23 protein-coding genes are annotated in these 26,959 nt (G+C 58.7%); 13 read left to right on the forward strand and 10 right to left on the reverse strand.

What is annotated here, in order from left to right:
- Positions 1-6 precede the first annotated feature (6 nt).
- The 7 genes from KW839_RS08370 to KW839_RS08400 form a co-directional block, all read right to left on the reverse strand.
- Positions 7-2,442, reverse strand: coding sequence for a CoA transferase (locus KW839_RS08370; RefSeq protein ID WP_218424025.1), 2,436 nt, complete (start codon positions 2,440-2,442; stop codon positions 7-9).
- A gap of 175 nt (positions 2,443-2,617) precedes the next feature.
- Positions 2,618-3,760 (reverse strand): amidohydrolase family protein, encoded by a 1,143-nt coding sequence (locus KW839_RS08375; RefSeq protein WP_218424026.1) that lies wholly within the window; start codon positions 3,758-3,760, stop codon positions 2,618-2,620.
- A gap of 66 nt (positions 3,761-3,826) precedes the next feature.
- Entirely contained in the window at positions 3,827-4,912 is a 1,086-nt protein-coding gene (locus KW839_RS08380) for an acyl-CoA dehydrogenase family protein (protein WP_218424027.1), read from the reverse strand.
- A 13-nt stretch (positions 4,913-4,925) separates the two neighbouring features.
- Positions 4,926-6,119, reverse strand: coding sequence for an acyl-CoA dehydrogenase family protein (locus KW839_RS08385; RefSeq protein ID WP_218424028.1), 1,194 nt, complete (start codon positions 6,117-6,119; stop codon positions 4,926-4,928).
- Positions 6,116-7,399 carry a MaoC family dehydratase N-terminal domain-containing protein gene (locus tag KW839_RS08390; RefSeq protein WP_218424029.1) on the reverse strand — a complete coding sequence of 428 codons (1,284 nt, stop codon included), beginning with the start codon at positions 7,397-7,399 and terminating at the stop codon, positions 6,116-6,118. Before KW839_RS08390 ends, KW839_RS08385 begins: the two co-directional genes overlap by 4 nt.
- Positions 7,400-7,436: 37 nt before the next feature.
- Positions 7,437-8,267 (reverse strand): enoyl-CoA hydratase, encoded by an 831-nt coding sequence (locus tag KW839_RS08395; protein WP_218424030.1) that lies wholly within the window; start codon positions 8,265-8,267, stop codon positions 7,437-7,439.
- Between the two features lie 30 nt (positions 8,268-8,297).
- Entirely contained in the window at positions 8,298-9,827 is a 1,530-nt protein-coding gene (locus tag KW839_RS08400) for a class I adenylate-forming enzyme family protein (RefSeq protein ID WP_218424031.1), read from the reverse strand.
- Between the two features lie 251 nt (positions 9,828-10,078).
- Here KW839_RS08400 and KW839_RS08405 point away from each other — a divergent pair, with 251 nt between their 5' ends.
- A complete protein-coding gene (locus tag KW839_RS08405; protein ID WP_218424032.1) occupies positions 10,079-11,116 on the forward strand; it encodes an NADP-dependent oxidoreductase in 1,038 nt (345 codons plus the stop codon).
- 117 nt (positions 11,117-11,233) lie between these two features.
- Here KW839_RS08405 and KW839_RS08410 read toward each other — a convergent pair whose 3' ends face one another.
- Positions 11,234-11,632 carry a nuclear transport factor 2 family protein gene (locus KW839_RS08410; RefSeq protein ID WP_218424033.1) on the reverse strand — a complete coding sequence of 133 codons (399 nt, stop codon included), beginning with the start codon at positions 11,630-11,632 and terminating at the stop codon, positions 11,234-11,236.
- A 77-nt stretch (positions 11,633-11,709) separates the two neighbouring features.
- Positions 11,710-12,153, reverse strand: coding sequence for a MarR family winged helix-turn-helix transcriptional regulator (locus KW839_RS08415; protein WP_218424034.1), 444 nt, complete (start codon positions 12,151-12,153; stop codon positions 11,710-11,712).
- Positions 12,154-12,287: 134 nt separating this feature from the next.
- Here KW839_RS08415 and KW839_RS08420 point away from each other — a divergent pair, with 134 nt between their 5' ends.
- From KW839_RS08420 to KW839_RS08445, 6 genes are all read left to right on the forward strand, one after another.
- Positions 12,288-12,551, forward strand: coding sequence for a 4Fe-4S dicluster domain-containing protein (locus KW839_RS08420; RefSeq protein WP_218424035.1), 264 nt, complete (start codon positions 12,288-12,290; stop codon positions 12,549-12,551).
- Complete coding sequence (locus tag KW839_RS08425; RefSeq protein WP_218424036.1) at positions 12,548-13,912, forward strand: FAD-dependent oxidoreductase; 1,365 nt, start codon at positions 12,548-12,550, stop codon at positions 13,910-13,912. The genes KW839_RS08420 and KW839_RS08425 overlap by 4 nt, the downstream gene beginning before the upstream one ends.
- Before the next feature lie 54 nt (positions 13,913-13,966).
- Complete coding sequence (locus KW839_RS08430) at positions 13,967-16,093, forward strand: molybdopterin-dependent oxidoreductase (protein ID WP_218424037.1); 2,127 nt, start codon at positions 13,967-13,969, stop codon at positions 16,091-16,093.
- A 128-nt stretch (positions 16,094-16,221) separates the two neighbouring features.
- Complete coding sequence (locus KW839_RS08435) at positions 16,222-17,889, forward strand: NAD(P)/FAD-dependent oxidoreductase (protein ID WP_218424038.1); 1,668 nt, start codon at positions 16,222-16,224, stop codon at positions 17,887-17,889.
- Positions 17,886-18,701, forward strand: a complete 816-nt coding sequence (locus tag KW839_RS08440) for an SDR family oxidoreductase (protein ID WP_218424039.1) — start codon at positions 17,886-17,888, stop codon at positions 18,699-18,701. The genes KW839_RS08435 and KW839_RS08440 overlap by 4 nt, the downstream gene beginning before the upstream one ends.
- A gap of 120 nt (positions 18,702-18,821) precedes the next feature.
- Positions 18,822-19,586 carry an SDR family NAD(P)-dependent oxidoreductase gene (locus KW839_RS08445; RefSeq protein WP_218424040.1) on the forward strand — a complete coding sequence of 255 codons (765 nt, stop codon included), beginning with the start codon at positions 18,822-18,824 and terminating at the stop codon, positions 19,584-19,586.
- Between the two features lie 55 nt (positions 19,587-19,641).
- Here KW839_RS08445 and KW839_RS08450 read toward each other — a convergent pair whose 3' ends face one another.
- Positions 19,642-20,727, reverse strand: coding sequence for a Zn-dependent alcohol dehydrogenase (locus KW839_RS08450; RefSeq protein WP_218424041.1), 1,086 nt, complete (start codon positions 20,725-20,727; stop codon positions 19,642-19,644).
- A 221-nt stretch (positions 20,728-20,948) separates the two neighbouring features.
- On the opposite strand from KW839_RS08450, the gene KW839_RS08455 reads away from it, so the two are divergent.
- The 6 genes from KW839_RS08455 to KW839_RS08480 all read left to right on the forward strand — a co-directional run bounded on the left by KW839_RS08455 (position 20,949) and on the right by KW839_RS08480 (position 26,869).
- Positions 20,949-21,983: a zinc-binding dehydrogenase gene (locus KW839_RS08455; RefSeq protein ID WP_218424042.1), complete on the forward strand. Its 1,035-nt coding sequence runs from the start codon at positions 20,949-20,951 to the stop codon at positions 21,981-21,983.
- Between the two features lie 149 nt (positions 21,984-22,132).
- Positions 22,133-22,882, forward strand: coding sequence for an electron transfer flavoprotein subunit beta/FixA family protein (locus KW839_RS08460; RefSeq protein ID WP_218424043.1), 750 nt, complete (start codon positions 22,133-22,135; stop codon positions 22,880-22,882).
- A 2-nt stretch (positions 22,883-22,884) separates the two neighbouring features.
- A complete protein-coding gene (locus KW839_RS08465) occupies positions 22,885-23,829 on the forward strand; it encodes an electron transfer flavoprotein subunit alpha/FixB family protein (protein WP_218424044.1) in 945 nt (314 codons plus the stop codon).
- 108 nt (positions 23,830-23,937) lie between these two features.
- Positions 23,938-25,059, forward strand: coding sequence for a Re/Si-specific NAD(P)(+) transhydrogenase subunit alpha (locus KW839_RS08470; RefSeq protein WP_218424045.1), 1,122 nt, complete (start codon positions 23,938-23,940; stop codon positions 25,057-25,059).
- Positions 25,060-25,070: 11 nt separating this feature from the next.
- Positions 25,071-25,424, forward strand: coding sequence for an NAD(P) transhydrogenase subunit alpha (locus KW839_RS08475; protein WP_007944972.1), 354 nt, complete (start codon positions 25,071-25,073; stop codon positions 25,422-25,424).
- Positions 25,421-26,869, forward strand: a complete 1,449-nt coding sequence (locus KW839_RS08480; protein WP_218424046.1) for an NAD(P)(+) transhydrogenase (Re/Si-specific) subunit beta — start codon at positions 25,421-25,423, stop codon at positions 26,867-26,869. Before KW839_RS08475 ends, KW839_RS08480 begins: the two co-directional genes overlap by 4 nt.
- Positions 26,870-26,959 lie beyond the last annotated feature (90 nt).

Consider the following 26,959-nt stretch of genomic DNA (forward strand, 5'->3'; position numbering starts at 1 on the left):
TATAGGTCATGCCTTGGCAGATGTGGCGGCGACGTCTTCCAGGTGCCCGTCGTTAATCAGTGCATCAATGTCAGCGGGTGCCAGCCCAAGTAGGCTGGCCGCCAGTTCACGGGTGTTCTCAGCCTGCAATGGCGCCGGGTTGAGCGTCGGCTCGGGCATATGCAGGGACTGGACAATACGGTTTTCAGTAGGCAGCGGCTCAGGCCAGCCTGGCTGCACCAACTCGCGTATGAACTGGCGAGCGGCGAAGTGCGGATCGCTGCGGTAGTCGCTCAGGCGCTGCATGAAGCCCGCCGGCACGCCGCCTGCCTGTAGCGCTTGGGTGACCGCTTGCGGGCTGCGCTGCGCCGTCCACGCCGCTACCAGGGCATTGACTTGTTCGCGGTGGGCCAGCCGTCCTTCTGTTGTCGCAAGGCTGCTGTCGCCGGACAGGTCCTGGCGCTCCATGGCAGTGAGCAAGCGCTGCCAATCGTCGTCATCACGGACTGAAACAGCGCACCATTGATCGTCTCCGGCGCAGGCGAATACCCCGTCCGGCACTTGCCATGACGAGTGGTTACCCTGGGCCTTGAACGAACCCGGTTGCAGGGACTCCAGCAAGAACTGTTCACTGGCACTGTTGAGGAAAATCTCGGCCTGGGACACGCTGACAGTCCCCCCAAGACCCGTACGCTCACGTCGCAGGAGCAGCGCCAGTACACCGATGACCGCGACCCGCCCGGCCGTATGGTCAGGGAAGATGGTCACGCCATCGCCGAAGAACTCCGGCATATCGGGGTAACGCCACAACGAGGTCAGACCGGTGGAGGCGCGCACCAGCGGCCCGTAACCGGGCGTGCGACTTTGCGGTCCGGTATTGCCCATCGCGCTGCTGTCGAGGACGACGATGCCGGGGTTGATCTGCTTGAGTACCTCGTAACCCAGACCCAGCGAGTCCAGCGTACCGGGTTTGAAGTTTGACAACACTACATCGGACTTGGCCACCAGTTGCTTGAACAGGTCGCGGCCGGTTTCGCTGCGCAGGTTGACGCCCAGGCTGCGCTTGTTACGGTGGCCTTGGGCAATCGAAGGGGTCATGGGGGTGCCGGTGCTCGATTGACGACCGCCGTCAGGGAACGCCCGGTTCTCGATCTTGATGACTTCTGCGCCCTGGTCGGCCATCAGGCGACCGGCTTCGGCGCCGGCGACGATCACGCCCAAGTCTAGGACGCGCAGGCCCTCAAGCGGGCGACGCATGAATGGTTGTTCACGGCTGCCGGCATGTTTTTTGGCCTGGTCCGACTCACCCAGCAGCGCATCGGTATCGGCGCCCAGAGCCGGCGCAGTATGGCGGATACCTGCGCGTCGACCATCGAGCTCAAGGTAACCGGACGGCACTTGACCGCGAACGCCCTCGCTCAGTTGCAGCGGCACGAAGGCGCCGCGAGCCTGGAAGTGCACGTCTTCGAGAACCTGAGAAGGCTCGGAAACGATTGCGATTGGCACGCCGTGTTGCTGGCCTGTGAGCAAGAGTTCAGCTGCGGTATGGCGGGCGAACAACTCGCTGGTCAGGGCATTGATCTCAGCACTTTTGAGCCTGCGCTTGGCGAGGCTGAGGTATTGCGGGTTATGAAACTCATGGTTAGGCCCCAGCCAATCTCGCAAACCTTCCCACTGCCGAGGATTGAGTGTGGCAATACGGACGTAACCATCTTTGCAGGCGATGATCGGGTACAACGCAACGGCCACTGGCCGGTCATGGCTGGTGGAGTCTAGTGCTGACTTGCCGGCCTGGGCGCTGCCAGTGACACCAAGGCCTGGGTCCATCACCTGGGCGATCGCTTCGTGAATGGAGAGGTCCAAGTGATCGCCGCATCCGGTCTTGACCCGCTGCCAGTGGCCGAGCAATGCGGCCCAGGCGGCCTGAATCGCCGCTGATTCCCAGCACAGCTTGACCGGTGGCAACAGCGGTATGTGCCCGGGTTTGCCGGAGCGGCAGAGCACACCGCTGAGCGCCGCATGCACGGCGTGGCTGGCTTGATAATTGCTGTAGGGGCCGGTAAGGCCAAAATCGCTGATCGACAGTACTACCAGGCCAGGATAGCGGTTGCGCAGTTCGTCCACCGCCAGGCCCAACTGCGCCAGAGCGCCAGGACCGGTTCCGTCGAGCAGCAGGTCGGTGCTGGACAGCAGGTCGATGAAGGCTGATTTGTCGGTGTCGGCGTGCAAGTCCAGCACTAGGCTGCGCTTGTTGGCATGATGGGTGGCGAAGTACAGGCTGGTACCCTGGAAAATCGGAGCAATGTGACGGCTGGCGATGCCTTCTGGCGGTTCGACCAGGATGACCTCGGCGCCCAGATCGGCCAGCAATCGCCCGGCCATGTCCGTCTTGCCGTCGGCCAGTTCGACAACGCGCATGCCCGCCAAGGGCAGCGTCGGGTCGGTGGAAGCTGCGTAGGCCATGCTTCATCCTCGATGATTTGTCGCGTTGTTATTGTTGGAGACTGCTCTTAATCAACTATATTTTTATAATAGTTGTTGGGCAACGTTCTTCACTGTGGAAGTTCCTGTGCCCCGCAAATTCTGGTTGCCGATACGTTCGTCATGGGGTGCGGTGTGCACCCCATGTGTATAAGGCTCAGGCCGACAGTGCCCGTGCGGTTTCCTCGTGTACGGTTTTGGGGTCGATACCGAACATCCTCGCGGCATTGAGGCCCAGTACCGCAGCCTTGTCGGCATCGGTGAAGTGCGGCACGTGTTCGAACATGCCTTCTACCAACTCGCGCGAGTAAGGGAAGGTGCCCTCGCTGTGGGGGTAATCGGTGGCGAACAGGAAGTTCTCGATGGTTAACCCTTTGGCCGTCAGCAGGCAGCCCAGGTCGTTCTGGAACGAGCAGTGCACCTGATCGCGGACGATCTGACCGGGCATGCGCGCCAGTTTGGGATGGATCGACGGCGCATGACCTACGTACACTTCATCCATCCGCTCAGCCAGCCCCAACAACCATCCGGCACCGGCCTCAACGAACAGAATGTGGGCATTGGGATTGCGGTCCAGAACGCCACCGCCCACCAAGGCGCTGATCACGTCAACGGCGTCGTTCATTTGCCGCGAATAGTTGAACAGTGCGCCACCCGGTCCGCGCAGAGCGCGCAGGTTGACGTTGCCCACGCCGGTGTGGAAAGCCAATGGAATGCCTGCCTCGCCACACAAAGCGAAGAACTCGTCCCACGCTGGATCGTTGAAGGCCTGGATCGAGTCGAAGTTGACGGTTGGCATCATTACCGCTCGAAAGCCGATGGCGATGATGCGTTTGAGTTCCGCAATACCGTCTTCAAGGTTTACAAGAGGAATGACCGCTGCTGGCACCAGTTTGGAGCGCACACCCTCGACGTAGCCCCAGGCCCAGTCGTTGTAGAGACGAGCGCATTCGCGGGAGGCTTCGGCATCGGTGATGCGGGAGATCAACAGACCAAGGCTGGGGAATACCAGTTCAGCATCGACGCCATCGCGCTCCATGTCGGCGAAGCGCGCTTTGAGTTCTCGGGTGCCCAGGCGGCGGATGTCGACGAGGTCGTCCGACTCTCCGACTTTGTGGCTATGGAAGCCGAGCGGGATCTTGAATTGGGTCACTTCGCCAAGGCGGTTCAGGCGCAGTTTTTTCTCACCGTCGATCGCCACATTGGGTGCCCATTGCTGCAAATGATCAGGCAGGTTGGCGGTGAACAGGTCTGCTGGTTCGACGATATGGGCGTCGCAGCTGAATATGAATGGGCGCATGGTAACTCTCCTGTCAAAGACTTCGTTGGCGTGCCATTGGCCGCCGATTCTGATTTTAAATACGGATCAACGGTTGCCTGCCAGGTACTGGCGCAGGCTCAGGGCACTACCAAGATGCGCCGAAAGGAACATGGCACGTTTGAGGTACAGGTGCAGGTCGGCCTCCCAGGTGTAGCCAAAACCGCCATGCAGCTCAATGGTCTTGCGCGCTACGCGAAGGTAGGCATCGGCCAGATGGGCTTTGGCGAGAGCGGCGTGACGGCTGGCGCCAGGTGCGCTGGAAGCGACACACTGGGCTGCGTGCCAGACCAGGGGGCGGTTGGGTTCGCCGTCCAGGGCAATTTCGGCTATTTGGTGCTTTACGGCCTGGAACTGGCCGATCGGCACACCGAACTGTTCGCGTATCTTGGCATATTCGGCTGACAGCTCTACGCATTTGCCGATACCACCAGTCGCCTGTGCGGCTTGCAGGGTCAGGCCAGCATCAACCACCGTCTGGCTGCAGGTTTTGCCTGCCGCAAGCGGCTGGATATCACGTTCATTGACCTGGAAGTCGGCGAGAAATCCGATGGGGTCGACGCAGGGTTTGTCCCGCCGTACCAGGCTTGGTGCTTGTGGATCGATCAGGCCCAGACCGCCGCCGGCCAGGCCGGTCACGATCAGCGTCGGCAATTGACTACCGCAAACCTCCAGATTGCCCAGCGTCAGGGTCTGTTCACCGCCTGCCTCGGCCTGCCAGCTATCGGGCTGGTAGCAGCCCGGTCGGCCCAGCAGGGCGACACTACCAACCAGTTCACCACTGGCCAGGAGCGGCAGCCAGCGGGCTTTCTGTTCGGCACTGCCGGCTTGGGCAATGGCCAGGCAGCAGAGCTGATGGGCAATGAACGGCAGCGGCGCTGCGCTCGCACCGATCACTTCGTTGATCAACGCGGCGTCGAACAGCGAAAGACCGATGCCGCCATCGTCTTCGGCGATCAACAGACTGGCGAACCCCAGTTCGGCAAACGCTTGCCAGAGGTCAGCGAGGTCCTGCTGCCAGTCGCCATGGCGATCTGCGATGCGGTGCAAAAACAACGGCTCGGCGTGTTCGGAGAGGAATTTGCGGGCGGTATCGACGAAAGCCGTCTGGTCATCATTGAGCAGGTAATTCATGGCTGTTTCGCCTTCAAGATGCCATCGCCGGATCGCGGGGCAAACCCAGACCGCGTTCGGCGATGACATTGCGTTGAATATTGGAAGTGCCGCCGGCAATGGCAATGCCCAGCGAGCCCAAGTACTGGTTGAGCCATTTTTCCGGCCCTGCTTCGGCTTCACGGCCAAATGGCGAAAGCATGAAGTCGTCGCCGAGAACATCTCGGGCGATATCGGCCACTTCTGCGGCGATGCGGGTAACGATCAGTTTGTTCATCAACGCCACGCTACCGGCATCCTGTCCGGCCAGGCGTTGGGCGAACTGGCGCTGCATATTGTGGTAATGGGCGCTGACCATGCCTTCCAGAACAATTAGACGGTCCTGGATGCGGGGCTCCTCGATGGCCGGGCGACCGTGGTACTGGCAACGGCCGGCCAGCTCTACCAACTTGCGATGCAAGGTCACCGACCCTTCGGCGGCGCCGATAAAACCGGCGCGTTCGGCTGACAGCGTGGTCTTGGAGACTTTCCAGCCTTCGCCGCGCTGACCTACGATCCAGTTGGCCGGAGTACGAGCGCCATCAAAGAAGATTTCGCTGAACTCCTCGCTGCCGTTGATCTGCCGCAGCGGGCGGATGGTCACGCCAGGCTGCCGCAGGTCAACCAGCAGATAGGAGATGCCAGCGTGCTTGGAGGCCTCAGGCTCGGTGCGCGCCAGCATGAACAGGTAATGAGCCTTGTCCGCGCCGGAGCTCCAGATTTTCTGGCCATCAATGACCCACTCATCGCCTTCAAGGCGCGCCTTGGTGCGGATTGAGGCTAGGTCTGAACCCGAGTTCGGTTCACTGTAACCCTGGGCCCAGCGGATCTCACCACTAAGCGTAGGTGGGACGAACTGGCGTTTTTGCCATTCCTCGCCACACCCCAGCAAGGTGGGCACCAGCATGCCGTAGCCAACGCCAGGCACTTCCAACGGTGCCCGGACACGGTTGAAAACCTCCTGAATAATTTGTGCCTTCAGGATATCGGCCGGTTGCTCTGAACCGCCGTAGGCTTTTGGCACGTTGCGATACAGATAGCCGTGCTCGGTGGCCAGCAGTCGAAAGGCCCGCTCATTGGCAGCACGTTCCGGTCCCTTCACGGGTTGCCAGTGAGCTGCCAGGAATGCCTCGACTTGCGCACGGAAGGCGAGCAGTTCGGGGGTGTCGAGAAAGCCGTTGCTGCTCATGGCTTGCGCTTCCCGGCCAGCAGCTCCCAGTGCCGTGCCATCATCTTCGAGGCGCGGGTTTGCAGTTCGAGGGGCACAGGTGGCAGTACCAAGGCGCCATCACGGCTTGGGAGGGCGACCACTGCATCGCACAACACAGTGTCTTCACCGCGCTGGTTGGTCATCTTCACCTTGACATCTACCAGGTTGAGGCCGTTCTCCACACGCTTGCCGACCACTTCACCGCTGATGAACTGGGTGTCGCCCATGTAGTTGAACTTGCGGATCTCGTCGTACTGCTTGAAGACCCAGCCGTTATCGCCGACCCAGTCGGTGAGGTAGCGGAACAGGTAGTTCTCGCGCATGACGCCATAGTCGTACGCCATTGGGTTGCCAATCGCCTGGGCCCATTCGCTGTCCCAGTGCAGGCGCTGTGCAACGTCCGGGATGCCGTAGGCATTCTTGACGTAGAAGGGGGCAATGCGCTTGCGGTTGTTATTCCACATCCGGCCGCTGCGCAGACCATAAGGGACCCAGCCATAGCCGCCACCGTGGAAGTTGACCACGTCGGTGACCGTCAGTGGACCACTGGCACCACCCGGCAGTGCACTGCCAATTTCCAGGTCTTCGAAATACAGGGGTTCGGCACCGCGCGAGCGTTCGGCCGAATAGACTTCATCGATGCGCGCCAGGTCTTCTTCGGTGTAAGTGGCTGGCTGGATGTCCTTGTACTTGCCAGTTTCGCGGGCCTTCTTGCGTTCGGTAAGGATTGCCCGGTAACGATAGACCGAAACGACCTCACCACGCTGGTTCACCTTGACCTGACTGTTGAAGCGCGTGACCGAACGGCCAGCGAACTCCGACTGCTTGACCTCCAGGCCATCCTCGCCACCGAAGCTATAGAGTGTGTCGCCCGGGAAGATAGGGCGGTAGAACGTCCACTCGCCACCGGAGATGAACATGTGAATACCGCGGAACAGGCTCTTGGTCGCTGCCTTGAGCTCTTCGGGCAGCGGATCTCCGAGCATTGGCCGGTTGATCACACCCGCCATCATTGATGGCGCGATCACCGAGCCCCAACGGCTGCTGGCAGCATGATCGGGGTTGCAGAACAGCGGGTTGTCGCTGCCGCAGGAATAAGCGAACGAGCGAATGTTGTCGATCGAGGCGGTACCGATCTGTTCCTGGTCGCGACTGGCGAGGTCGACGTGCAGCATCAGCTTGGCGCGCTCGATATCGTGGTCAGTCAGTTCGTAGGCGGTGGCTTTCTTGAAATCTTCGGTCAGGGTCTGCTCGGACATGATATCTCCGTCTGTTCTTCGCGTAGTCGAGTGAGGTTCAGCTACCGCTGAAAACCGGGTCGCGGCGCTCGATGAAAGCGCGCACAGCTTCTTTGTGGTCGTTGGTTTGGGCGCTGAGGACGTTAAGGGTCGCCTCCAGGTCCAGAGATGTCGGCAATGACATCTCCATCGCAGCATTGAGGTTCTGCTTGATGTAGCGTTGGACGATCGAGGAGCCCGCGGCGAGTTGCCGCGCCAAGGCATAGGTGCTGTCTTCCAGTTCTGCATCGGTCACCAGTCGCGAGGCATAACCGATTCGCAGGGCTTCGGCAGCGTCGAAGCGTTCTCCCAGCAGCATTAACTCGCGGGTCTTGGCGGTACCCAGCAGGCGGGTGAGGAAATAACTGACACCATAGTCACCGGACAACCCGGCCTTGGCGAAGCCGGTCATGAAACTGGCGTTGTCGGAAACAACCCGAAAGTCGCACGCCGCTGCGATGGCCATACCGACCGAAACGGTGGCGCCGCGGATCATGGCGATGGTCGGCTTGGGCATCTCGAACAATTGGCGAGTGGCGTCCATGTTGCCGCGTAACCAGTCGATCCGAGTGGCCAGGCTATCGGGTGCCTTTGGCTTTTCCGGTTTCGGTTCAGACTGCTCGGATGGATCTTTTTTTGGCTTTCCAGCCAAATCACCACCGGCACAGAACCCACGCCCGGCGCCACGGATGACGATGACCCGGGCTTCGGGGTTTTTGTTCGCCTGGCCAACCGCTTCGGTAAACGCGCGCATCAACGGCGGGTTGAAGGCATTCAATCGTTCGGGTCGGTTGAAGGTCAGCGTCAGAACGCCGTCTTCAAGGTCTTGCAGCAGCACTTGCTCGGACATGGGTCCCTCCGGACGGCCTGGTGGGTGGTTTCAGACGGCGGTTTGTGCGACAGCTTCGGGTGCGGTGAACAACTGGCGCACTTCGTGCTGGCTGATTTTCAGTGACGGCGTTCGTGGCAAGTTGTCGACCACCATCCAGCGCACCGGAACCTGATAGGCCACCAGTTTTTCCCGGGCAAACGCGATGAGCTGGTTTTCGTCCAGATCGACCCCCGGACGGACTTCCAGTGCGGCAACCGGCACCGCACCCAAGCGAGGGTCAGGCAGGCCAACTACGCAGATTTCCTTGACTGCCGGATGTTCGCGCAGCACGTGCTCGACATCCCGTGGCAGTACCTTGAAGCCGCCACGGATGATGGCCGAGTCGGAGCGTCCACGAATGAAGATGAAACCATCATCGTCGATTTCGGCAAGGTCAGTGGTGCGTACCCAGCGGGTAGCGTCGACCTGTGCCGAGCGCACTTCCAGCAGCCCGATATTGTTGTTGTCTATCACCTCGTGGGTCACCAGGTCGATGATTCGAACTTCGCAACCGGGTTGGGCGCGTCCTACCGAACCGCGCTTGTGCTGAGCAAACTCTCTGTGATCGCGCAGACTCCAGCCAGCCACTGCACCGGCGAACTCTGTGGCGCCATAGGCATCGAGCAATGGAATGTCGTAGCGATTTTCGAACTCGATCTGCATTGCCGGGTCAAGAGGAGCGCTGCCGGTGCGAATTGCCAGCAGGCTGTCGATGTCGCTCTTGGCTACATCGGCATCGAGGATCATGCGAATGGCTGTCGGTGGCAACGAAACCATTTTCGGGCGATAGGTTGCTACCGCCTGGCTCCATTCCAGAACTGAGAATTTCTCGAGGATCACTATCGGCCGGGCCGCGACGATGGCTGCAACGGCGAAGTACATCCCCCCGATGTGCACCAAGGGTATGGTGAGCATGGCCGGGCTTGTTTTCAGGGTCAGGCCATTGGTGGCCTTGCCTGCTTCGTAATGCGCCGCATCGGACAGCGAGGCTTCGAATTTGGCGTAGGGCAGCGCGATGCGTTTGGCGGGGCCTGTGGTACCACTCGAGAGCATCATGACCGCCGTTTCACGCAGGTCGGGCAGGGTGGCAGGATCAAGTTTGATGCCTACTCCCGGTTGGGGCGCGACGGTCAAGGTGTCGCCACTGCTTATGCTCAGGCCCAGGCAGCCCTTGGCTTGTGCGGCAGCTTGAAGTGCGGGTGCCTGCCAGTCCTGCTCATCGGCAATCAGTGCGCCGATCTGGGTCGCTTCCAGGTCATGGGCAATCTTTTCGGCCGATTGAAAAGGGTTGAGGGTCACGACACAGCGCCGTGAAGCCAGGATTTGCAACAACACGGTTACGTGGGCTGGGCGATTGCGCAGCAGGATGCCTATCGGTGCACCTTCACCCAGGCCTGCATTGGTCAGCAGGTCATTGGCTTGAGTCATCAAAGATGACATCTCGGCCCATGAGTACCAGCGCTGCTTGTACTCCAGTGCCGGCGATTCCGGGGCAAGCGCAAGTACGCTGCGGATTCTCAATGCAAGGTCAAGCGTCATAAGCGTGCTCTCATGTTGTGGTCCACTCACCCCAGGCGGGCATGGCAAGTGCTGATGAAATTATCATATCAATGAGCTGTATGATTAAGCAAATTCTTTCCCGTCAATTTTTTCAGTTGCTCGCCTAAAAATCCATGCAGTACTGGGGCTGCGGCCCGGATCACACTTTACGGGTGGGAAAAATCCGCTTTTTTACGTTGACGCATTATCATATATACAATTCGCACAATAAATACAATTGGAGGTGGCAAATGCCCCTGTCATCGATGCCTGACAACATCATTGTCCGTCTGAACCGCGTTCCGGATCCCGGAGTACTGCCAGCGGATACTTTTGATCTGGTCACTGAACCTGCACCCGAACTGCGGCCCGGACAAATTCTGCTAGAAATTCTTTATCAGACCATCGATGCCGGAAGCCGCGGCATGCTGGACAGTGCATCGGGGTATGTTTTCACTGTGCAGCCGGGAGATCGTTTGCCTGCTTCTGCCAGTATTGGCCGGGTTGTCAGCAGTCGTTCGGATGAATACGGCGAAGGAGTGCTGGTACGTTTGTTCGGCGGCACGCGCCAGCGCTACCAGCGCATCGATCCGAACCGCTGTGTAGGGCTTCAGGTGCTAGAGCCAGACGTTCGGGAGCCGCTGCACTACCTGGGCATTCTGGGAATCACCGGATTCACCGCCTGGCTGGGTATCACCGATATTTGTCGTCCGGTACCCGGTGAGACTGTGTTGATTTCTGCCGCGGCCGGAGCGGTGGGCAGTGCTGCCGGTCAGTTTGCCAAGGCCCTGGGGGCGCGAGTTGTTGGTATTGCCGGCGGTGCGACCAAGTGCCAATACGTTCGCGAGCAGTTCGGCTTCGATGACTGCGTGGATTACCGGGCCGCCGACTTTACCGAGCGCCTGGCACAGGCATGCCCGCAAGGTGTGAACAGTTATTTTGAGAATGTAGGGGGGGTAGTCCAGCAAGTAGCGTTCGCGCTATTGCGTGATTTCGGTCGAGTGGCAATGTGTGGGCAGGTGGCGCAGTACAGCGGTGGGGGCGAGGTCCCCGGGGCCAATCTCATGACTGTGGTGAACCGACAGCTAGAGGTGCGTGGCTTTCTGGCTCATGTGCACTATCACAGGCTGCCCGAGTTCATGGCCCAGGTGGGGCAGTGGTACCGCGAAGGCAAGCTTGTTCAGCCCTACAACGTGGTCCAGGGGCTGGAAAACCTGCATGAAGCCATCAACTCGTTGGTCGAGGGGCGCAATATCGGTCAGCAAGTGCATCAGCTTGCGGCGAGTTGATTGATCATGCTGTTGGCTGTGCGCCGAGCAGCGCCAGCCAGCACCGATGCGGTAAGTGTCACTCAGGTGAAGCTAGCTACCGCATGCGCAACGTACGATGACCGTCGGCGGTGAAACTCACGGCATCATGGGTTGAAGCTTGCGCTCGGCAAACTTCCAGCCTTGCTCGGTATGCACATAACGGTCCGTGTAGCGCAAGGTGGCAGCCAGAGCCCAGCCTGAGTCTCCGGCGCGAAGGACCAGCATGTCCATGCTGCCAGAGGCGTGTATGGGAGAAGTGACTTCGATGAGCGGATTCATGAAGAGATGGCGGGCCTTGCCGGCTTTCAACGTGGCCTGCAGCCATTGCTCGATTTCGGTATGACCTACGCACTGCTTCCCAGGCAGTGAGAGAACACCGTCGGTAGCAAACAGCGCCGCAAAACCGGTCGTGTCCGGGTCATCAGCCAATTGCGCATAGCGTGCGATCAGGTGGCGAATGTCACGTTCGGCGACCAGAGTTTCGAGCAGTTCCATGGGCATTTCCTTGTCGGTTGTACGGGGTGATAAATGTTGACGGAGCGAATGGACTCGTCACTCTCGTGGTTCTTTCTCTATTGCTCAAGATGACCGATAAATGCCTCAAGGATGCTCAGCGCCTGGAGGGCTTGTTGTTCGCTGATCGGGTAGTGCCTCGATGGCATCTCTTGCAAATCCTCATGGCGTAACGAGTTGTAGATATCTACTCCGCTGCCGCTCATGTCTACCAGGTTTGATTTTCGGTGCTGCGGGTTGTCCTTCAGCTCCAGGAAACCATCCTTCACCAGCAGGTTGACCAATCGCCCGACCCCCTGGCGCGTCTGCCCCATTTCATGGGCAATCTGGGGAATGGTCAGTGCCTGACCCGCACGCGTCAACACCCCTAGGACCCGAACTCGGGATACCGTCAAATTTCGCTGGTTCAGATAGTTTTCGTTCTCTTCCTGTAGCAAACCGCTCAGTTTGAACACCGCTACTTTGAGACGGTTGATGGGGTCCAGCTCCACGTCATTGCTCATGCTGACTCTCAAAAATTACCATCCCAGGCAGCGAAAAGCACAAGCGCTGGACAGATTGTAAACTAGTTGACATTATCGTTTCCTCTTAGCCAAAACTGAAGTTTCCACCAATAAATCCAATAAGGTGATGCTCTATGGCCTACGTGATTGCAGCCCCGTGTGTGGCGGATTATTCCTGCGTGGAAATCTGCCCGGTAGGTGCCATCAGCCCTGGTCCTGATGACGCTGACTTCGAGAATGTCACGCAGATGTACATCAATCCAACAGTGTGTGTCGACTGTGCAGTTTGCCTTGATGCGTGTCCTGTACTGGCGATCTATGAAAGCGATCGCCTGCCTCCAAAGTGGCGGCATTACGCCCGGATAAACCACGAGTACTTTGTCGAGTGTGGCCAATGAGCGACATAAAGTTGCCACTGCGGGTGGCCATCGTGGGTGCAGGACCGTCTGGATTGTATGCGGTGCAGCATCTGCTGGAACGCCATGACCTGGATGTCCGAATCGATATCTATGAACGGCTGCCTACGCCTTGGGGTCTGGTTCGTGCGGCTGTTGCGCCAGATCACCCGGAAAAAAAATTGGTGATTGATCGATTGTTCAGCGCCCTGCTGAAGCACCCTTGTGTACGCTTCTTTGGCAACGTTGCAATTGGCCGCGAAGTAACCAGTGCAGAGCTGCATACCTGGTATCACGCAGTGATTTACGCAGTGGGTGCAGACGATGACACGCGTATGAACATATCCGGTGAAAACCTGCCGGGTAGCCATTCTGCGCGGGAATTCGTCGCCTGGTACAACGGCCATCCCGATTACAGCCATCTGACGTTCGACTTCTCACACACCACCGCCGTGATCGTCGGTAATGGCAATGTCGCATTAGACGTAGCACGCATTCTTACCTTACCCATCGAGGCGCTTGAAAAAACCGATATCGCCAACCACGCGCTACGCGCCCTGGAGACCAGTGCAATCCAGGAAGTGGTGATTTTGGGGCGCCGTGATGCCGTGTACGGAGCGTTTAACAATCCAGAACTCGAAGAGTTGGCACACCTGCCCGGTGTCGCTGTGAAGATAGAAGGTGCTCATCTTCCTTCGGACGATGAAATGTGTAGTGTAGGTGTTGACTGGGAGTCGCGACGCAAAGTACGCACTTTGCGCCAGCTGCGCACCAAGGAGGCCGCGAATGCGGGGAAAAGCATCGTTTTGCGCTTCCTCGCCTCCCCGCTGGAGGTGCTAGGCGCAGATAAAGCTGAGCACCTGCGTATCGCACTCAACCACATGGAAGACGCCGGCAACGGTGGTCAGGTCGCTCGTGCAAACGGCACCGAAGCGATGATCCCGGCTGGACTGATTCTTCGATCCATCGGCTATCGTGGCCGCCCATTTCCAGGGCTCCCTTACGACGACCGAAATGGCGTGATTCGCAACGTGGATGGTCGAGTATGCAACGCCGAGGATTTCGCTGTTCTCGGTGCGTATGTCACCGGATGGATCAAGCGGGGCCCACGGGGAATCATTGGCAGCAACAAAAAATGCGCCAGGGATACGGTTCGCGCATTGATTGAGGACTTTACCTCAGGGCGACTAAACGCAGGCGTTCTCGATGAGGGCGCTATTGCTGCAGTGCTTGCGAAACGTCAGCCACAACTGGTCACGCTGCTTGAATGGCTGGCCATTGATCTGAGTGAGAGGGAGGCCGGTAGAGTCAGCCGAAGGCCTCGGGTGAAGAAAACCACCTTTGAAGCTCTGCTCGCCCGCTAACAACCTCAGCAGCTGCCCACCACGCTGCCGCCTGCGCCTGTTTGGAGAATGACCATGGCCGTCCAGAAAACCACTTTTTGCAGGATATGCGAACCCAATTGTCCAATGTTGGCTGAAATTGACGATAGCGGCGCCATACTGGAGCTCAAGCCCAATCCCGATCACCCCATTGGCGGTGTACCTTGCCATAAAGGCCTGTCTTTTCTGAGGGTTCATCAGGACCCGGATCGCCTTGACTGGCCGCAGCAACGTTTGAATCCGCGCACTGATCCAAGGGGGAGTTTTCAGGAAGTAGCGTGGAACAGTGCGATAGCAGACATCGGTGAAAAGCTCAGGCAATTGCGTGAGCAGTTCGGCGCCAACTCCATCGCCTTTTATGCCGGAAACCCTACTGCCATGGACGGGCGAAGTGTCCTCTACTTCGGCAAGTTCCAAGACATCATCGGCACGCAGATGCGCTTCAGCGCTTCCACCCAGGACCTGGCCAATAAGCTGTTGGCCACCGGCGCGGTATACGGGTCCAGAACCCTGCTGGCCCCAGACCTCTACAACACTGATTACTTGTTGTGTATTGGCTCTAATCCAAAGGTTTCTCACTGGACCTGCATTTCAGTTCCAAATGATTCTGGTGCTGTGCTCAAAAATATAAAGAAAAGAGGTGGGCGAATTCGCTTCGTGAATCCCCGGATCACCGAGTCCTCCACACCTGAAACGGGCGACACACTACAGATCAAACCCGATACCGACGTCTATTTTTTGGCCGCTCTGTTGCATGAGATCAACATCAACAAGGGCCTTGACGACCAGCTCATTTCCCGGCACGGCAAGGGAGTGGAAGGGCTCCTTCAGTTCGTCGCAAGCTATCCAGCCGATCGGGTGTCAGAGGTCACTGGAATCGCCGCCGAGGTTATCCGCACCGTCGCTGCCGAGATGATGGCTGCCAAATCAGCCGTTGTGTTCATTTCTACTGGCGTCAATCAAAGCCGTCAGGGGCTGCTCTGTTCCTGGTTGACTGAAATGCTCAATTTCGTGACAGGCAATCTAGGTCGCGAAGGCGGGATGTACATGCCCAACGGCTTTTACCCCTATGCGTCTGCAATGACCATCGGCAAGCACAAATTGGAAACCTCGGCAGGTACCCTGGAACTGGCGGAGCCCATGACCATGGCTCTGCCTTCCGTGATTTTGCCTGACTTGATTGAAAGCGGCGAAATCAAGGCATTGATCACTCTATGCGGGAACCCCCTACTGAGCATGAGTGGGGGCGAGCGTCTACGTTCGGCATTTGAGAAGCTGGAGTTACTGGTATCGATCGACATTCATCAAAACGCTACTGGGGAGATGGCCGACTACATTCTGCCCGCTACTGATTGGCTCGAGCGTGAGGATGTCAACGTATTCAGTAACGGTCATCAGCCGTTTCCTTATGTGCAATATACCGACGCGATGGCTGCCCCAGCCGCAGGCCGAAAAAACGACTGGTGGATCCTGGCGCGCCTCTCTGAAGAGCTGGGTGGCATGCTAGTGGATGAAAACCAGGATCCAGATGCATTTGGGGTGATTGATCGCATGCTCGGTGCCAGTCGACTTTCCATGGCCCAGTTAAGGGCGGCCCCCCAACACACCATTACGCTGCCACAGGGAGACCGCAATAGCCTGTTTGACCGCTGCCTGTTGCATGAAGATAAAAAAATTGACTGCTTTCCGCCTAAATTTGTTGAAGCTGGTTTGATCACCCGCTGTGAGACGATTTTTATCGAGCTTTCAAAAGAGCCAGCCGAAACGCTGAAACTCATCTCGCTGAGGACCAACTACATGCACAACAGCACTATGTCCAACGTTGCTAAATTCCGTCAGGGCATGCACGCCGATAACCCTGTGCATATCTGTGAGGCGGACGCGGCAGCTCGGGGCCTGCACGATGGTGATGCTGTGCGCATTCATAACAACAATGGCAGCATCATTGCTTGTGTTCGTATCAGCGACGAAATGCGCTCGGGCGTCGTGGCGATGTCTCATGGCTATGGTCACAGGCACGTGTATCGACAGCGCACCGCTGCAGCCAAGCCTGGCGTTAACAGCAATCAGTTGATGCCCACCGGTCCGGATTCCTATGAGCCCCTCAGTTACATGTCATGGATGTGTGGAGTTCCGGTTCTCATGGATAAGGTCAAGCGTTGAACCGACTGCTTGGTGATGGTCGTGTTCGCGAAATGTGCTTTGATTTTGACTTGAATCATGCATATTGTGTTAATCATAAGCATGATTAGGTGATAGTGGTGAAATCGTCGATCCCAGGAGAAAATAATATGAGTGAAGCACAGCAAAACGCGGGCAGTCCCGACACGCGTGAGTACGACGTCATCGTAGTCGGGGCGGGATTCGCCGGGCTGTACCTGATTCACAGCCTGCGTCAGAAAGGCCTGAGTGTCCGGGCCTTCGAAGCCGGCGCCGAGGTGGGCGGTACCTGGTTCTGGAACCGTTACCCAGGTGCCCGTTGTGATATTGAAAGCGTGATTTATTCCTACTCTTTCTCCAAAGAGCTGCAGGATGAGTGGCGCTGGTCAGAGCGCTATGCGACTCAGGCTGAAATCCTTGCTTACATCCAGCATGTCGCCGATCGTTTCGAGCTGCGCCAGGATATCCAATTCAATACGCGTGTCAGCGCCACCACGTTCGATGAAAAAAGCGAGCGGTGGACTGTCGAGACCGAACAAGGGCAACACGTCAAAGCACGTTTTGTGATCATGGCAACAGGTTCGCTAACCGTTCCCAAGCCCATCGACATTCCAGGGCTGGAGGACTTCAAGGGCACCTGGTATCACAGTACCAATTGGCCCGCTGAAGGCGTGGATTTCACTGGTAAGCGTGTAGGCTTGGTTGGCACGGCGTCGACCGGTGTACAGATGGCTCCGCTGATCGCCCAGCAGGCAGAGCATCTCACCGTATTTCAACGCACCGCCAATTTTGTCTTGCCTGCAGGCAACCGTCCGCTCAGCGAAGATGAACAGCGCCATTACCGCGAGATCTACCCGCAAATCCGTGAGAAAACCCGATATTCCAACGGTGGTTCTCACTATCAGGTCAATGATAAGTCGGCTATTGCTGCAACACCGCAGGAGCGTGAGGAACGCTACGAAGAAAACTACCGGATCAACGGCCTCGCGTATCTTGGCTCGTTCAACGACTTGCTGACAAATGAAGCCTCAAACGTCACGGCAGCGGATTTTATTCGCGGCAAGATCCGCAGCATCGTGAAGGATCCTGCGGTGGCCGAGGATTTGTGCCCGAACGATCATCCGTTAGGCTCCAAGCGCTTGTGCATTGGCAGCAATTATCTGGAAACCTTCAACCAGTCCAACGTCAGTCTGGTCAACCTCAAGCGCACGCCTTTGGAGCGCATCACTGCCGAGGGCATGCGTACCTCTGAGCAGGAACTGCCGTTCGATGTGCTGGTGTTTGCAACAGGGTTCGACGCGATCACCGGTGCATTGTCGCGCATCCAGGTGACTGGCCGGGACGGACTGAAACTCAAGGACAAGTGGAAGGATGGCCCGCGGTGCTATCTGGGACTTGCAACGGCTGGTTTCCCGAACCTGTTCATCATGACTGGCCCCCAGAGTCCAGGTGCGCTGGCCAACGTGGTCGTGGGCATCGAGCAACATACAGACTGGATCATGGATTGCATCGGCCACCTGCAACAGCAGAATAAGTCCCTGATCGAGGCGACCCCGGACGCCGAAAACGCTTGGGTGGAGAAGGTTGCGACGCTGGCTCAGCTCACGCTTCATCGCAAAGGCGCGTCTTGGTACTCCGGGGCCAATGTGCCAGGCAAACCAAGGGTGTTCATGCCTTTTGTCGGTGGTTTCGGCAATTACCGGCGCCTGTGCGATGCCGTTGCTGCCAATGGCTATGAAGGCTTTGTGCTGTCGGGTTGCACCGCTGGCGTACCGGTTGAGCAGGAGGCATTGGCATGACTCGGACGATATTGATTACCGGCGCGGCCAACGGCATCGGCAAGGCCACTGCTGCACTGGCTGAGGCCAGGGGATTGAAGGTCATTCGTGCCGATTTGCATGAAGGTGATGTGGTCGCTGATCTTTCAACCCCCGAAGGGCGGGAAGAATTGATTGCCAGTGTGCGGGCATTGACCCCCAATGGGCTTGATGGGGTGATTACTTGCGCCGGTCTGTTGGTATCCAGCACCACCAGTGCCAGCTTGAATTACTTTGGTTCTGTCGACGTTCTGGAAGGGTTGCAACCGTTGCTGCTCAAGTCGCAGGCACCCCGTGTGGTCCTGGTGTCCTCGCGCATGGCCTATGCCAATGGGGCTGATTCGGCGCTGGTCGAATTTTACCTGGCCGGGAATGAAAAGGCCTCCAGGGAAAGGGCTCAGGACCTGGCAGCACGTGCCGAGGCGCAGACTGAAAGCCGCCTGGTCAACCAGCTCACGCCTGTGGGGATCTACGCCAGCAGCAAGGTCGCCATCGCCCGTTGGACTCGACGCGCGGCAATAAGTCCTCGCTGGGGTGGCAGCGGCATCATCGTAAACGCCGTGGCTCCGGGTTTCATTGAAACCGAGGCGGGCCTGGCATTGCGCGAACATGCCGTGCGTAGCCAGGTGGTGCGTGACATGCACCCTCAGGTGTTGGGCCGTTATGGCCGTCCCGACGAGGTGGCGGAACTGATGCTATGGCTGGCCAGCCCCGCCAACAGCCTGATGATTGGGCAACTGCTGTGCATCGACGGTGGTACCGAGGTGCTCGAGCGTGGTGATGCGCACTGGTAACTGTTAGCAGGCATTCTTTTCTGAGCCAAGGACCGGCTGTTTGAATAACAACAATAACAACACCCTTCAGAGAGTTAACTCATGAACGTTTACGTCATGACTCGGAAAAAGGATTGAACAATGCAAATTGCAGGAAGAAATTTTCTGGTGACGGGCGCGGCGTCCGGGATGGGCTTGGCAACCGCTCAAACATTGCTGGCAGCCGGTGCGAACGTGACGTTGGTGGATCAAAACCCGACGTTGAACCAAATCGTGGAAGGTTTGGGCGCAAGGGCTCTGGCCTTCAAGGCTGATGTCTCAAGCGAAAGCGACATGCGTGCGGCCGTGGATTTGGCCGCCCAGGGTGGCGAGCTTCACGGTGTCGTGCATTGCGCAGGAATTGCCGACCTCGACCGGCTTGTGGACGATGATGGTCAGCCGGCCAGTCTGGATCGCTATCGCCGGGTGCTCGATATCAACCTGGTCGGTACGTTCAACGTGATGCGTCTTGCTGCAGCTCTCATGCGCAAGAATCTTCCACAAGGGGCCGATGGCGAGCGAGGCGTTATCATCAACGTATCCTCTATCGCAGCGTATGACGGTACGGTAGGTACCTGCGGGTATGCGGCTTCCAAGGGCGGGGTCATCGCCATGACACTGCCGGCGGCACGGGAACTGGGGGACTATGGTATCCGGGTGATGTCCATTGCGCCGGGTACTTTCGGCACGCCAATGCTGGCTGGCATGGTGGCTGACCGTGTACAGGCTTCTGCACAGGCCACACCTTTCCCGCGGCGCCTTGGCCAGGCTGAAGACTTCGCACTTCTGGCAGAACAAGTCATCGTGAATGTGATGTTCAATGGTGCAGACATTCGCCTGGATGGCGGTCTCAGACTGCGACACTGACGCGAGGGGGGCTATCTGCCATCGCCAGCCGAGGCGCTGCGATAGCAGAGTCCAGTCACTGATCGAAGATGATGACCGAACGTGCCAGCTCACCACGACGCAGTTCGTCGAAGGCTTCATTAATCTGATGCAGTCTGATGCGCTGGGAAATCATCTCGTCGAGCTTGAGGCGCCCCTGCATGTAGAAGTCAGTCAGTCGCGGCAGGTCCACCGGGAAGCGGTTGGAGCCCATGAACGAACCCTGGATGCGACGCTCATGCATCAGTGCCAGCGGATCGAGCTCCAGCTTCACGCCGGGTTTGATTACGCCGATGATCGTCGCGGTGCCGCCACGGGCCAGCATGCCGAACGCCTGCTCGGCGGTCTGCTTGAGGCCAATGCATTCGAAGGCGTGGTGTACCCCGCCACGGGTCTTTTCCAGTACCTGTCGGACCGCATCGCCGTCTTTGCCGTTGACCAGGTCGGTGGCGCCGAATTGCTTGGCCAACTCCAGTTTGGAGTCGAGCATGTCGATGGCAAGGATCCGCCCGGCACCGGCCAGTGCCGCACCGTTGATGGTCGCCAGGCCAACACCGCCGCAACCGATCACGGCTACGGTCTCGCCCGGCCGAACCTTCGCAGTGTGAAATACCGCGCCGGTACCGGTGGTGACTGCACAGCCCAACAGTCCGGCCCGATCGAGCGGCATGTCGCGGCGAATTGCGACCAGTGCGTTCTCGTGCACCAGCATCTGTTCGGCGTAGGCCGACAGGTTGAGGAACTGCGTCATTGGCTGTTGCGCGTAAGTCAGCCGCGACGCTTCGTCTATACCGCGCTTGGTGTCCGGGGAAACACACAGCGACAAGTGGCCGGTGACGCAATGTTCGCAATGGCCGCAATAGGCCGATATGCACGTCACGACATGGTCGCCCGGTTTGACCGTGCGGACATCACAACCCACCTGCTCGACGATGCCAGATGCCTCGTGGCCGAGTACCACCGGGGTCGGGTGCGGGAAGGCCCCATCGACCATATGCAGATCTGAGTGGCAAACGCCAACGGCGACAGTGCGCACCAAGACTTCGCGCGGGCCGGGCTTGCTGATTCCCAGTTCTTCGATAGTCAGTGGCGAACCTGGTGTGTGGAACACGGCAGCTTTCATGTTTTTTATTCTCGATTGTCATCAACAAAAAAGGTCAGCTATGGCGAGCGCACCTGCCATGGCAGGGGTGATTTCGGCTCCCCAAGAGAGAACGTGCTTTGAAGATAATACATAGATATGATATATATGATTAAGCTTATTGTGTGACAATCTCTTAAATAGCCATGAGAATTGGAGCCGTTCATGCAGACGACCACATCGACCACTTATGAGGCCCCCCTATGAGCAACATGCATGCTGCGGTGCTGCATGGACGTCATCACATGACCATCGAAGAGGTCAACGTTCCGGCTCCCGGGCCAGGGGAAATACTGCTCAAGGTTGAACGCGCGGGCATTTGCGGCAGTGACTTGCATATCATTGAGTCGGATTCCGCGCAGGCTGCCGTGCTCGGTCATGAGTTCGCCGGAACCGTGGCGGAACTGGGGCCGGGCGTTGAGCGCTTTAAACTCAACGACGGCATTTGCAGTCTGCCCATGATTGGCTGTGGTCGTTGTGTCCACTGCCTGAGCGGCGATCCCGCCCATTGCCCGACCACTCGAATGATTGGCATGAATATGCCGCGTAATGGAGCGTTCGCCGAATACGTGATTGTTGGTGAAAAGGAGACCTTCCTGCTGCCACCGGGTGTCGATGCTGCGCTTGGAGCACTGGTCGAGCCTTTGGCCGTGGGGCTGAAAATGGTCGAGGCCGTGCACTGGCAGCCGGGCGAAACCCTTGCAGTACTCGGTGCGGGTCCTGTGGGCCTGGCAGTTGTCGTATGGGCTCGAGCATTGGGATTTGGGGATATTGTCGTCAGTGACCCGGTGCAGGCTCGCCGCGAACTGGCCCTGAAGTTGGGCGCGACGGCGGTCTGCGACCCTTCCTGTGAGGAGGTCGCAGGGCTCTGTGACCGGGAGCTGGGCAGCGCGCCACACTTGGTAATTGAATGCATCGGCCGCCCCGGCAGCCTGGACCTGGCCTGCGCGCTGGCACGAAGAGGAGGGCGGGTGGTGATCGGCGGGTTGCACATGCACGAGGAATCAACACGGCGAATCGTCCCATTCCTCAAGGAGCTCAAGATCAGCTATTGCATGATGTACGAGGCCCGTCACTTCGATTACACCTTGAAGATGCTGGCTCAGGGGCGCATCGATCCGCGACCGATGGTTACACACGAGGTGAGCCTGAGCGAATTGCCGGCCACCATGGCTGCGCTGGCACAGCCCAATGCTTTCGGCAAAATCCTGGTCACACCGGGTCGCTTGCGATCGTGAATGGAGGCCGCTGGTGTTGCCTTGGATCTACGAAGGCTCCAGCGAGATTCAACGCCTGTTGATTGCTCGCGAACTAACCCGCTGATTGTTGTAACTCCCTTTGAGCAAGTGCCCTACGGCTTTGTTCTTTTTTATCAAAGAGAAACCCTATGAAAGTCCTCGTCGCAATCAAACGAGTGGTCGACTACAACGTCAAGGTTCGCGTCAAGGCGGACAACTCTGGCGTCGACCTCGCCAACGTGAAAATGGCGCTCAATCCCTTCTGCGAGATCGCCGTTGAAGAAGCCGTACGCCTGAAAGAAAAAGGTGTTGCGAGTGAAATCGTCGTCGTCTCCGTCGGCCCGTCCACCGCTCAAGAGCAACTGCGCACCGCGCTGGCTCTGGGTGCCGACCGCGCCATCCTCGTCGAGTCCGCCGAAGACCTGACCTCCTTGGCCGTTGCCAAACTGTTGAAAGCTGTAGTCGACAAGGAACAGCCTCAGCTGGTGATCCTTGGCAAACAAGCGATCGACAGCGACAACAACCAGACTGGCCAGATGCTCGCTGCATTGAGCGGCTACGGTCAGGGCACGTTCGCTTCGAAAGTCGAAATCAGCGGCGACAGCGTAGCTGTAACCCGCGAAATCGACGGCGGCGCGCAGACGGTTTCCCTGAAACTGCCGGCCATCGTCACCACCGACCTGCGTTTGAACGAGCCGCGCTACGCGTCTCTGCCAAACATCATGAAAGCCAAGAAGAAGCCTCTCGAGACGCTGACTCCGGACGCTTTGGGCGTTTCCACCGCCTCCACTAACAAGACCCTGAAAGTCGAAGCGCCGGCTGCACGCAGCGCGGGTATCAAGGTCAAGTCGGTGGCTGAACTGGTCGAGAAACTGAAAAACGAAGCGAAGGTAATCTAATCATGACTATCTTGGTAATCGCTGAGCACGACAACAAGGTTGTGGCTCCTGCCACCCTGAATACAGTTGCTGCTGCCGCCAAAATCGGTGGCGACATCCACGTTCTGGTCGCAGGCCAGGGTGTTGGTGCCTTGGCTGAAGCCGCTGTGAAAATCGCTGGCGTGAGCAAAGTGTTGGTAGCTGACAATGCTGCCTACGCGCACCAGTTGCCGGAAAACGTCGCTCCTCTGGTTGCAGCTCTTGCCCAAGAAGCAGGGGCTACGGGCTACAGCCACATCCTGGCCGCCGCCACTTCCAACGGCAAAAACATCCTGCCGCGTGTTGCCGCTGCACTGGACGTTGACCAGATCTCCGAGATTATCTCGGTAGAAAGCACCGACACCTTCAAGCGTCCGATCTACGCCGGTAACGCCATCGCTACCGTTCAGTCGAACGCTGCGGTGAAAGTGATCACCGTGCGTGCCACCGGCTTCGACCCGGTTGCCGCTGAAGGTGGTTCGGCATCGGTTGAAGCGGTTGCCGCTGCCCACGACGCTGGCACTTCGAGCTTCGTTGGCGAGGAACTGGCCAAGTCCGATCGTCCGGAACTGACCGCTGCCAAGATCGTCGTTTCGGGCGGTCGCGGCATGCAGAACGGTGACAACTTCAAACACCTGTACGCCCTGGCCGACAAGCTGGGCGCTGCCGTGGGTGCTTCGCGCGCCGCGGTCGACGCAGGTTTCGTACCTAACGACATGCAGGTCGGTCAGACCGGCAAGATCGTTGCTCCACAGCTGTACATCGCCGTCGGTATCTCCGGCGCGATCCAGCACCTGGCCGGCATGAAAGACTCCAAGGTGATCGTTGCGATCAACAAGGACGAAGAAGCGCCGATTTTCCAGGTGGCGGACTACGGGCTGGTGGGCGACCTTTTCGACCTCGTTCCCGAGCTGGCGCAAACCCTCTGATCTCTGGCCTGGTAATCACCAGGCATAAGCAATTGGCCCTGCCTCTGGGTGCATTTCGATGCATCCATGGGCAAGACTTTTCCAGGATTTTTCCGCGGAGAACAATAAGTGCATATCGGTGTTCCTCTCGAGACCTGTACCGGCGAGACGCGGGTTGCCGCAACTCCCGAAACCATCAAGAAGCTGATCGGCCAAGGCCATCGGGTCACTGTTCAGGCGGGGGCGGGTGTCAGTGCCAGCATCCCGGACAGTGCCTATGAAGCGGCAGGCGCAACCATTGGCAGCGCCAGTGATGCGTTTGGTGCAGAGCTGATCTTGAAAGTCGTCGCACCGACCGACCACGAACTGGCGCAGATCAAGAACGGTGCCGTTCTGGTGGGCATGCTCAATCCGTTCAATAACGAAACCATCGCCAAGATGGCTGAGTGCGGCATTACCGCCTTCGCTCTGGAGGCGGCGCCTCGCACCTCCCGCGCCCAGAGCCTGGATGTGCTGTCCTCGCAAGCCAACATCGCCGGTTATAAAGCCGTGCTGCTGGCTGCTCACCACTATCCGCGTTTCATGCCGATGCTGATGACCGCTGCGGGTACCGTGAAAGCGGCGCGCGTGCTGATTCTTGGCGCCGGTGTCGCCGGGTTGCAGGCCATCGCCACGGCGAAACGCCTAGGCGCGGTGATCGAAGCGTCTGACGTGCGCCCGGCGGTGAAAGAGCAGATCGAATCCCTCGGCGCCAAGTTTGTCGACGTGCCTTACGAGACCGATGAAGAGCGCGAATGCGCGGTCGGTGTCGGCGGTTACGCCCGGCCGATGCCGGCCAGCTGGATGCAGCGTCAGGCCGCAGCCGTGCACGAGCGCGCCAAGCAGGCTGACATCGTCATCACCACGGCACAGATTCCGGGCCGCAAGGCACCGACGCTGCTCAGCGCGGAAACCGTGGCGCAGATGAAACCCGGTTCGGTGGTCATCGATATCGCGGCGGCTCAGGGTGGCAACTGCCCGCTAACCGTGGCCGATCAGGTGGTTGTTGAGAATGGCGTGACCATCGTCGGCCCGACCAACCTGGCCGGCGATGTGGCGGCCGACGCTTCGGCACTGTACGCCCGCAACCTGCTGGACTTCCTGAAGCTGGTCTTCACTAAGGAAGGCCAGTTCGAAATCAATCTCGAAGACGACATCGTCGCCGCGTGCCTGATGTGCCGCGACGGCCAGATCGTGCGCAAGAACGGCTGAGGATAAAAACAATGGAAGACATGCTGATCTCTCACGGTATCTACAACCTGATCATCTTCGTGCTGGCCATCTATGTCGGCTACCACGTGGTCTGGAACGTGACGCCTGCACTACACACGCCGCTGATGGCAGTCACTAACGCCATCTCGGCCATCGTGATCGTCGGCGCCATGCTCGCCGCCGCCCTCACCGTGACCCCGCTGGGCAAGACCATGGGCACCCTGGCCGTGGCCCTGGCCGCCGTGAATGTGTTTGGTGGCTTCCTGGTGACCCGGCGAATGCTGGAAATGTTCAAGAAGAAAGCTCCGGCAAAAGCTCCGGCCGCCAAGGCCGTAGTCGTCCAGGGAGAGGTGCAGCAAGCATGAGCATGAACTTGGTTACTTCCTTGTATTTGATCGCCTCGATCTGTTTCATCCAGGCGCTCAAGGGCCTCTCGCACCCCACCACGTCGCGTCGCGGCAACCTGTTCGGCATGCTCGGCATGGGCCTGGCGATCCTGACCACGGTCGGCCTGATCTACAAGCTCGGCGCGCTCGCTTTTGAACAAGGCGGGGCCCACGATGGCATCGTCAACGTGATCGTCGGCCTGCTGATCGGCGGCACCGCCGGTTCGATCATGGCCAAACGCGTTGAAATGACCAAGATGCCCGAGCTGGTCGCCTTCATGCACAGCATGATCGGCATGGCCGCGGTGTTCATCTCCGTGGCTGCCGTGGTCGAGCCGCAGTCGCTGGGCATCGTGCAGAAGCTCGGTGACGCGATTCCGGCTGGTAACCGCCTGGAACTGTTCCTCGGTGCCGCCATCGGTGCGATCACCTTCTCCGGTTCGGTGATTGCCTTCGGCAAGCTGGCGGGCAAGTACAAGTTCCGCCTGTTCCAGGGCGCACCGGTCCAATTCAACGGCCAGCACAAGCTGAACCTGCTGCTGGGTCTGGCTACACTTGCCCTGGGCATGACTTTCATGCGCACCGGCGATCTCAACGCCTTCGCCTTGATGCTGGCTCTGGCCTTCGTCATGGGCGTGTTGATCATCATCCCGATTGGCGGCGCGGACATGCCGGTGGTGGTGTCGATGCTCAACAGTTATTCCGGCTGGGCAGCGGCGGGCATCGGCTTCTCGCTGAACAACTCGATGCTGATCATCGCCGGTTCGCTGGTAGGTTCGTCCGGTGCGATCCTCTCCTACATCATGTGCAAGGCGATGAACCGCTCCTTCTTTAACGTACTGCTCGGCGGTTTCGGCAATACAGCCGACGCAGGTCCCGCAGGCGCCCAGGAAGCCCGCCCGGTGAAGTCCGGTTCGGCTGACGACGCGACCTTCCTGCTGACCAACGCCGACACCGTGATCATCGTCCCTGGCTACGGCCTGGCGGTGGCACGGGCGCAGCACGCGTTGAAGGAACTGACCGAGAAGCTGACCCACCGCGGCGTGACCGTGAAGTACGCGATCCACCCGGTGGCTGGTCGGATGCCCGGCCACATGAACGTATTGCTCGCCGAGGCCGAAGTGCCTTACGACCAAGTGTTCGAGATGGAAGACATCAACTCCGAGTTCGGCCAGGCCGACGTGGTGCTGGTGTTGGGCGCCAACGACGTGGTCAACCCGGCCGCGAAGAACGATCCGAAATCGCCGATTGCCGGCATGCCGATTCTCGAAGCGTTCAAAGCCAAGACCATCATCGTCAACAAACGCTCGATGGCCAGCGGTTATGCCGGCCTGGACAACGAACTGTTCTACCTGGACAAGACCATGATGGTGTTCGGTGACGCTAAAAAGGTCATCGAAGACATGGTCAAGGCAGTGGATTAAGCAATGCTATCCAGTAGGACCGGTATGAGTTTGTACACGCAAACCTGTTATTCGCGTGGGCAATACCGGCCTTGCTTTTTAATTTCCATG

Source organism: Pseudomonas sp. PDM31 (assembly GCF_019218965.1).
GTDB lineage: Bacteria > Pseudomonadota > Gammaproteobacteria > Pseudomonadales > Pseudomonadaceae > Aquipseudomonas.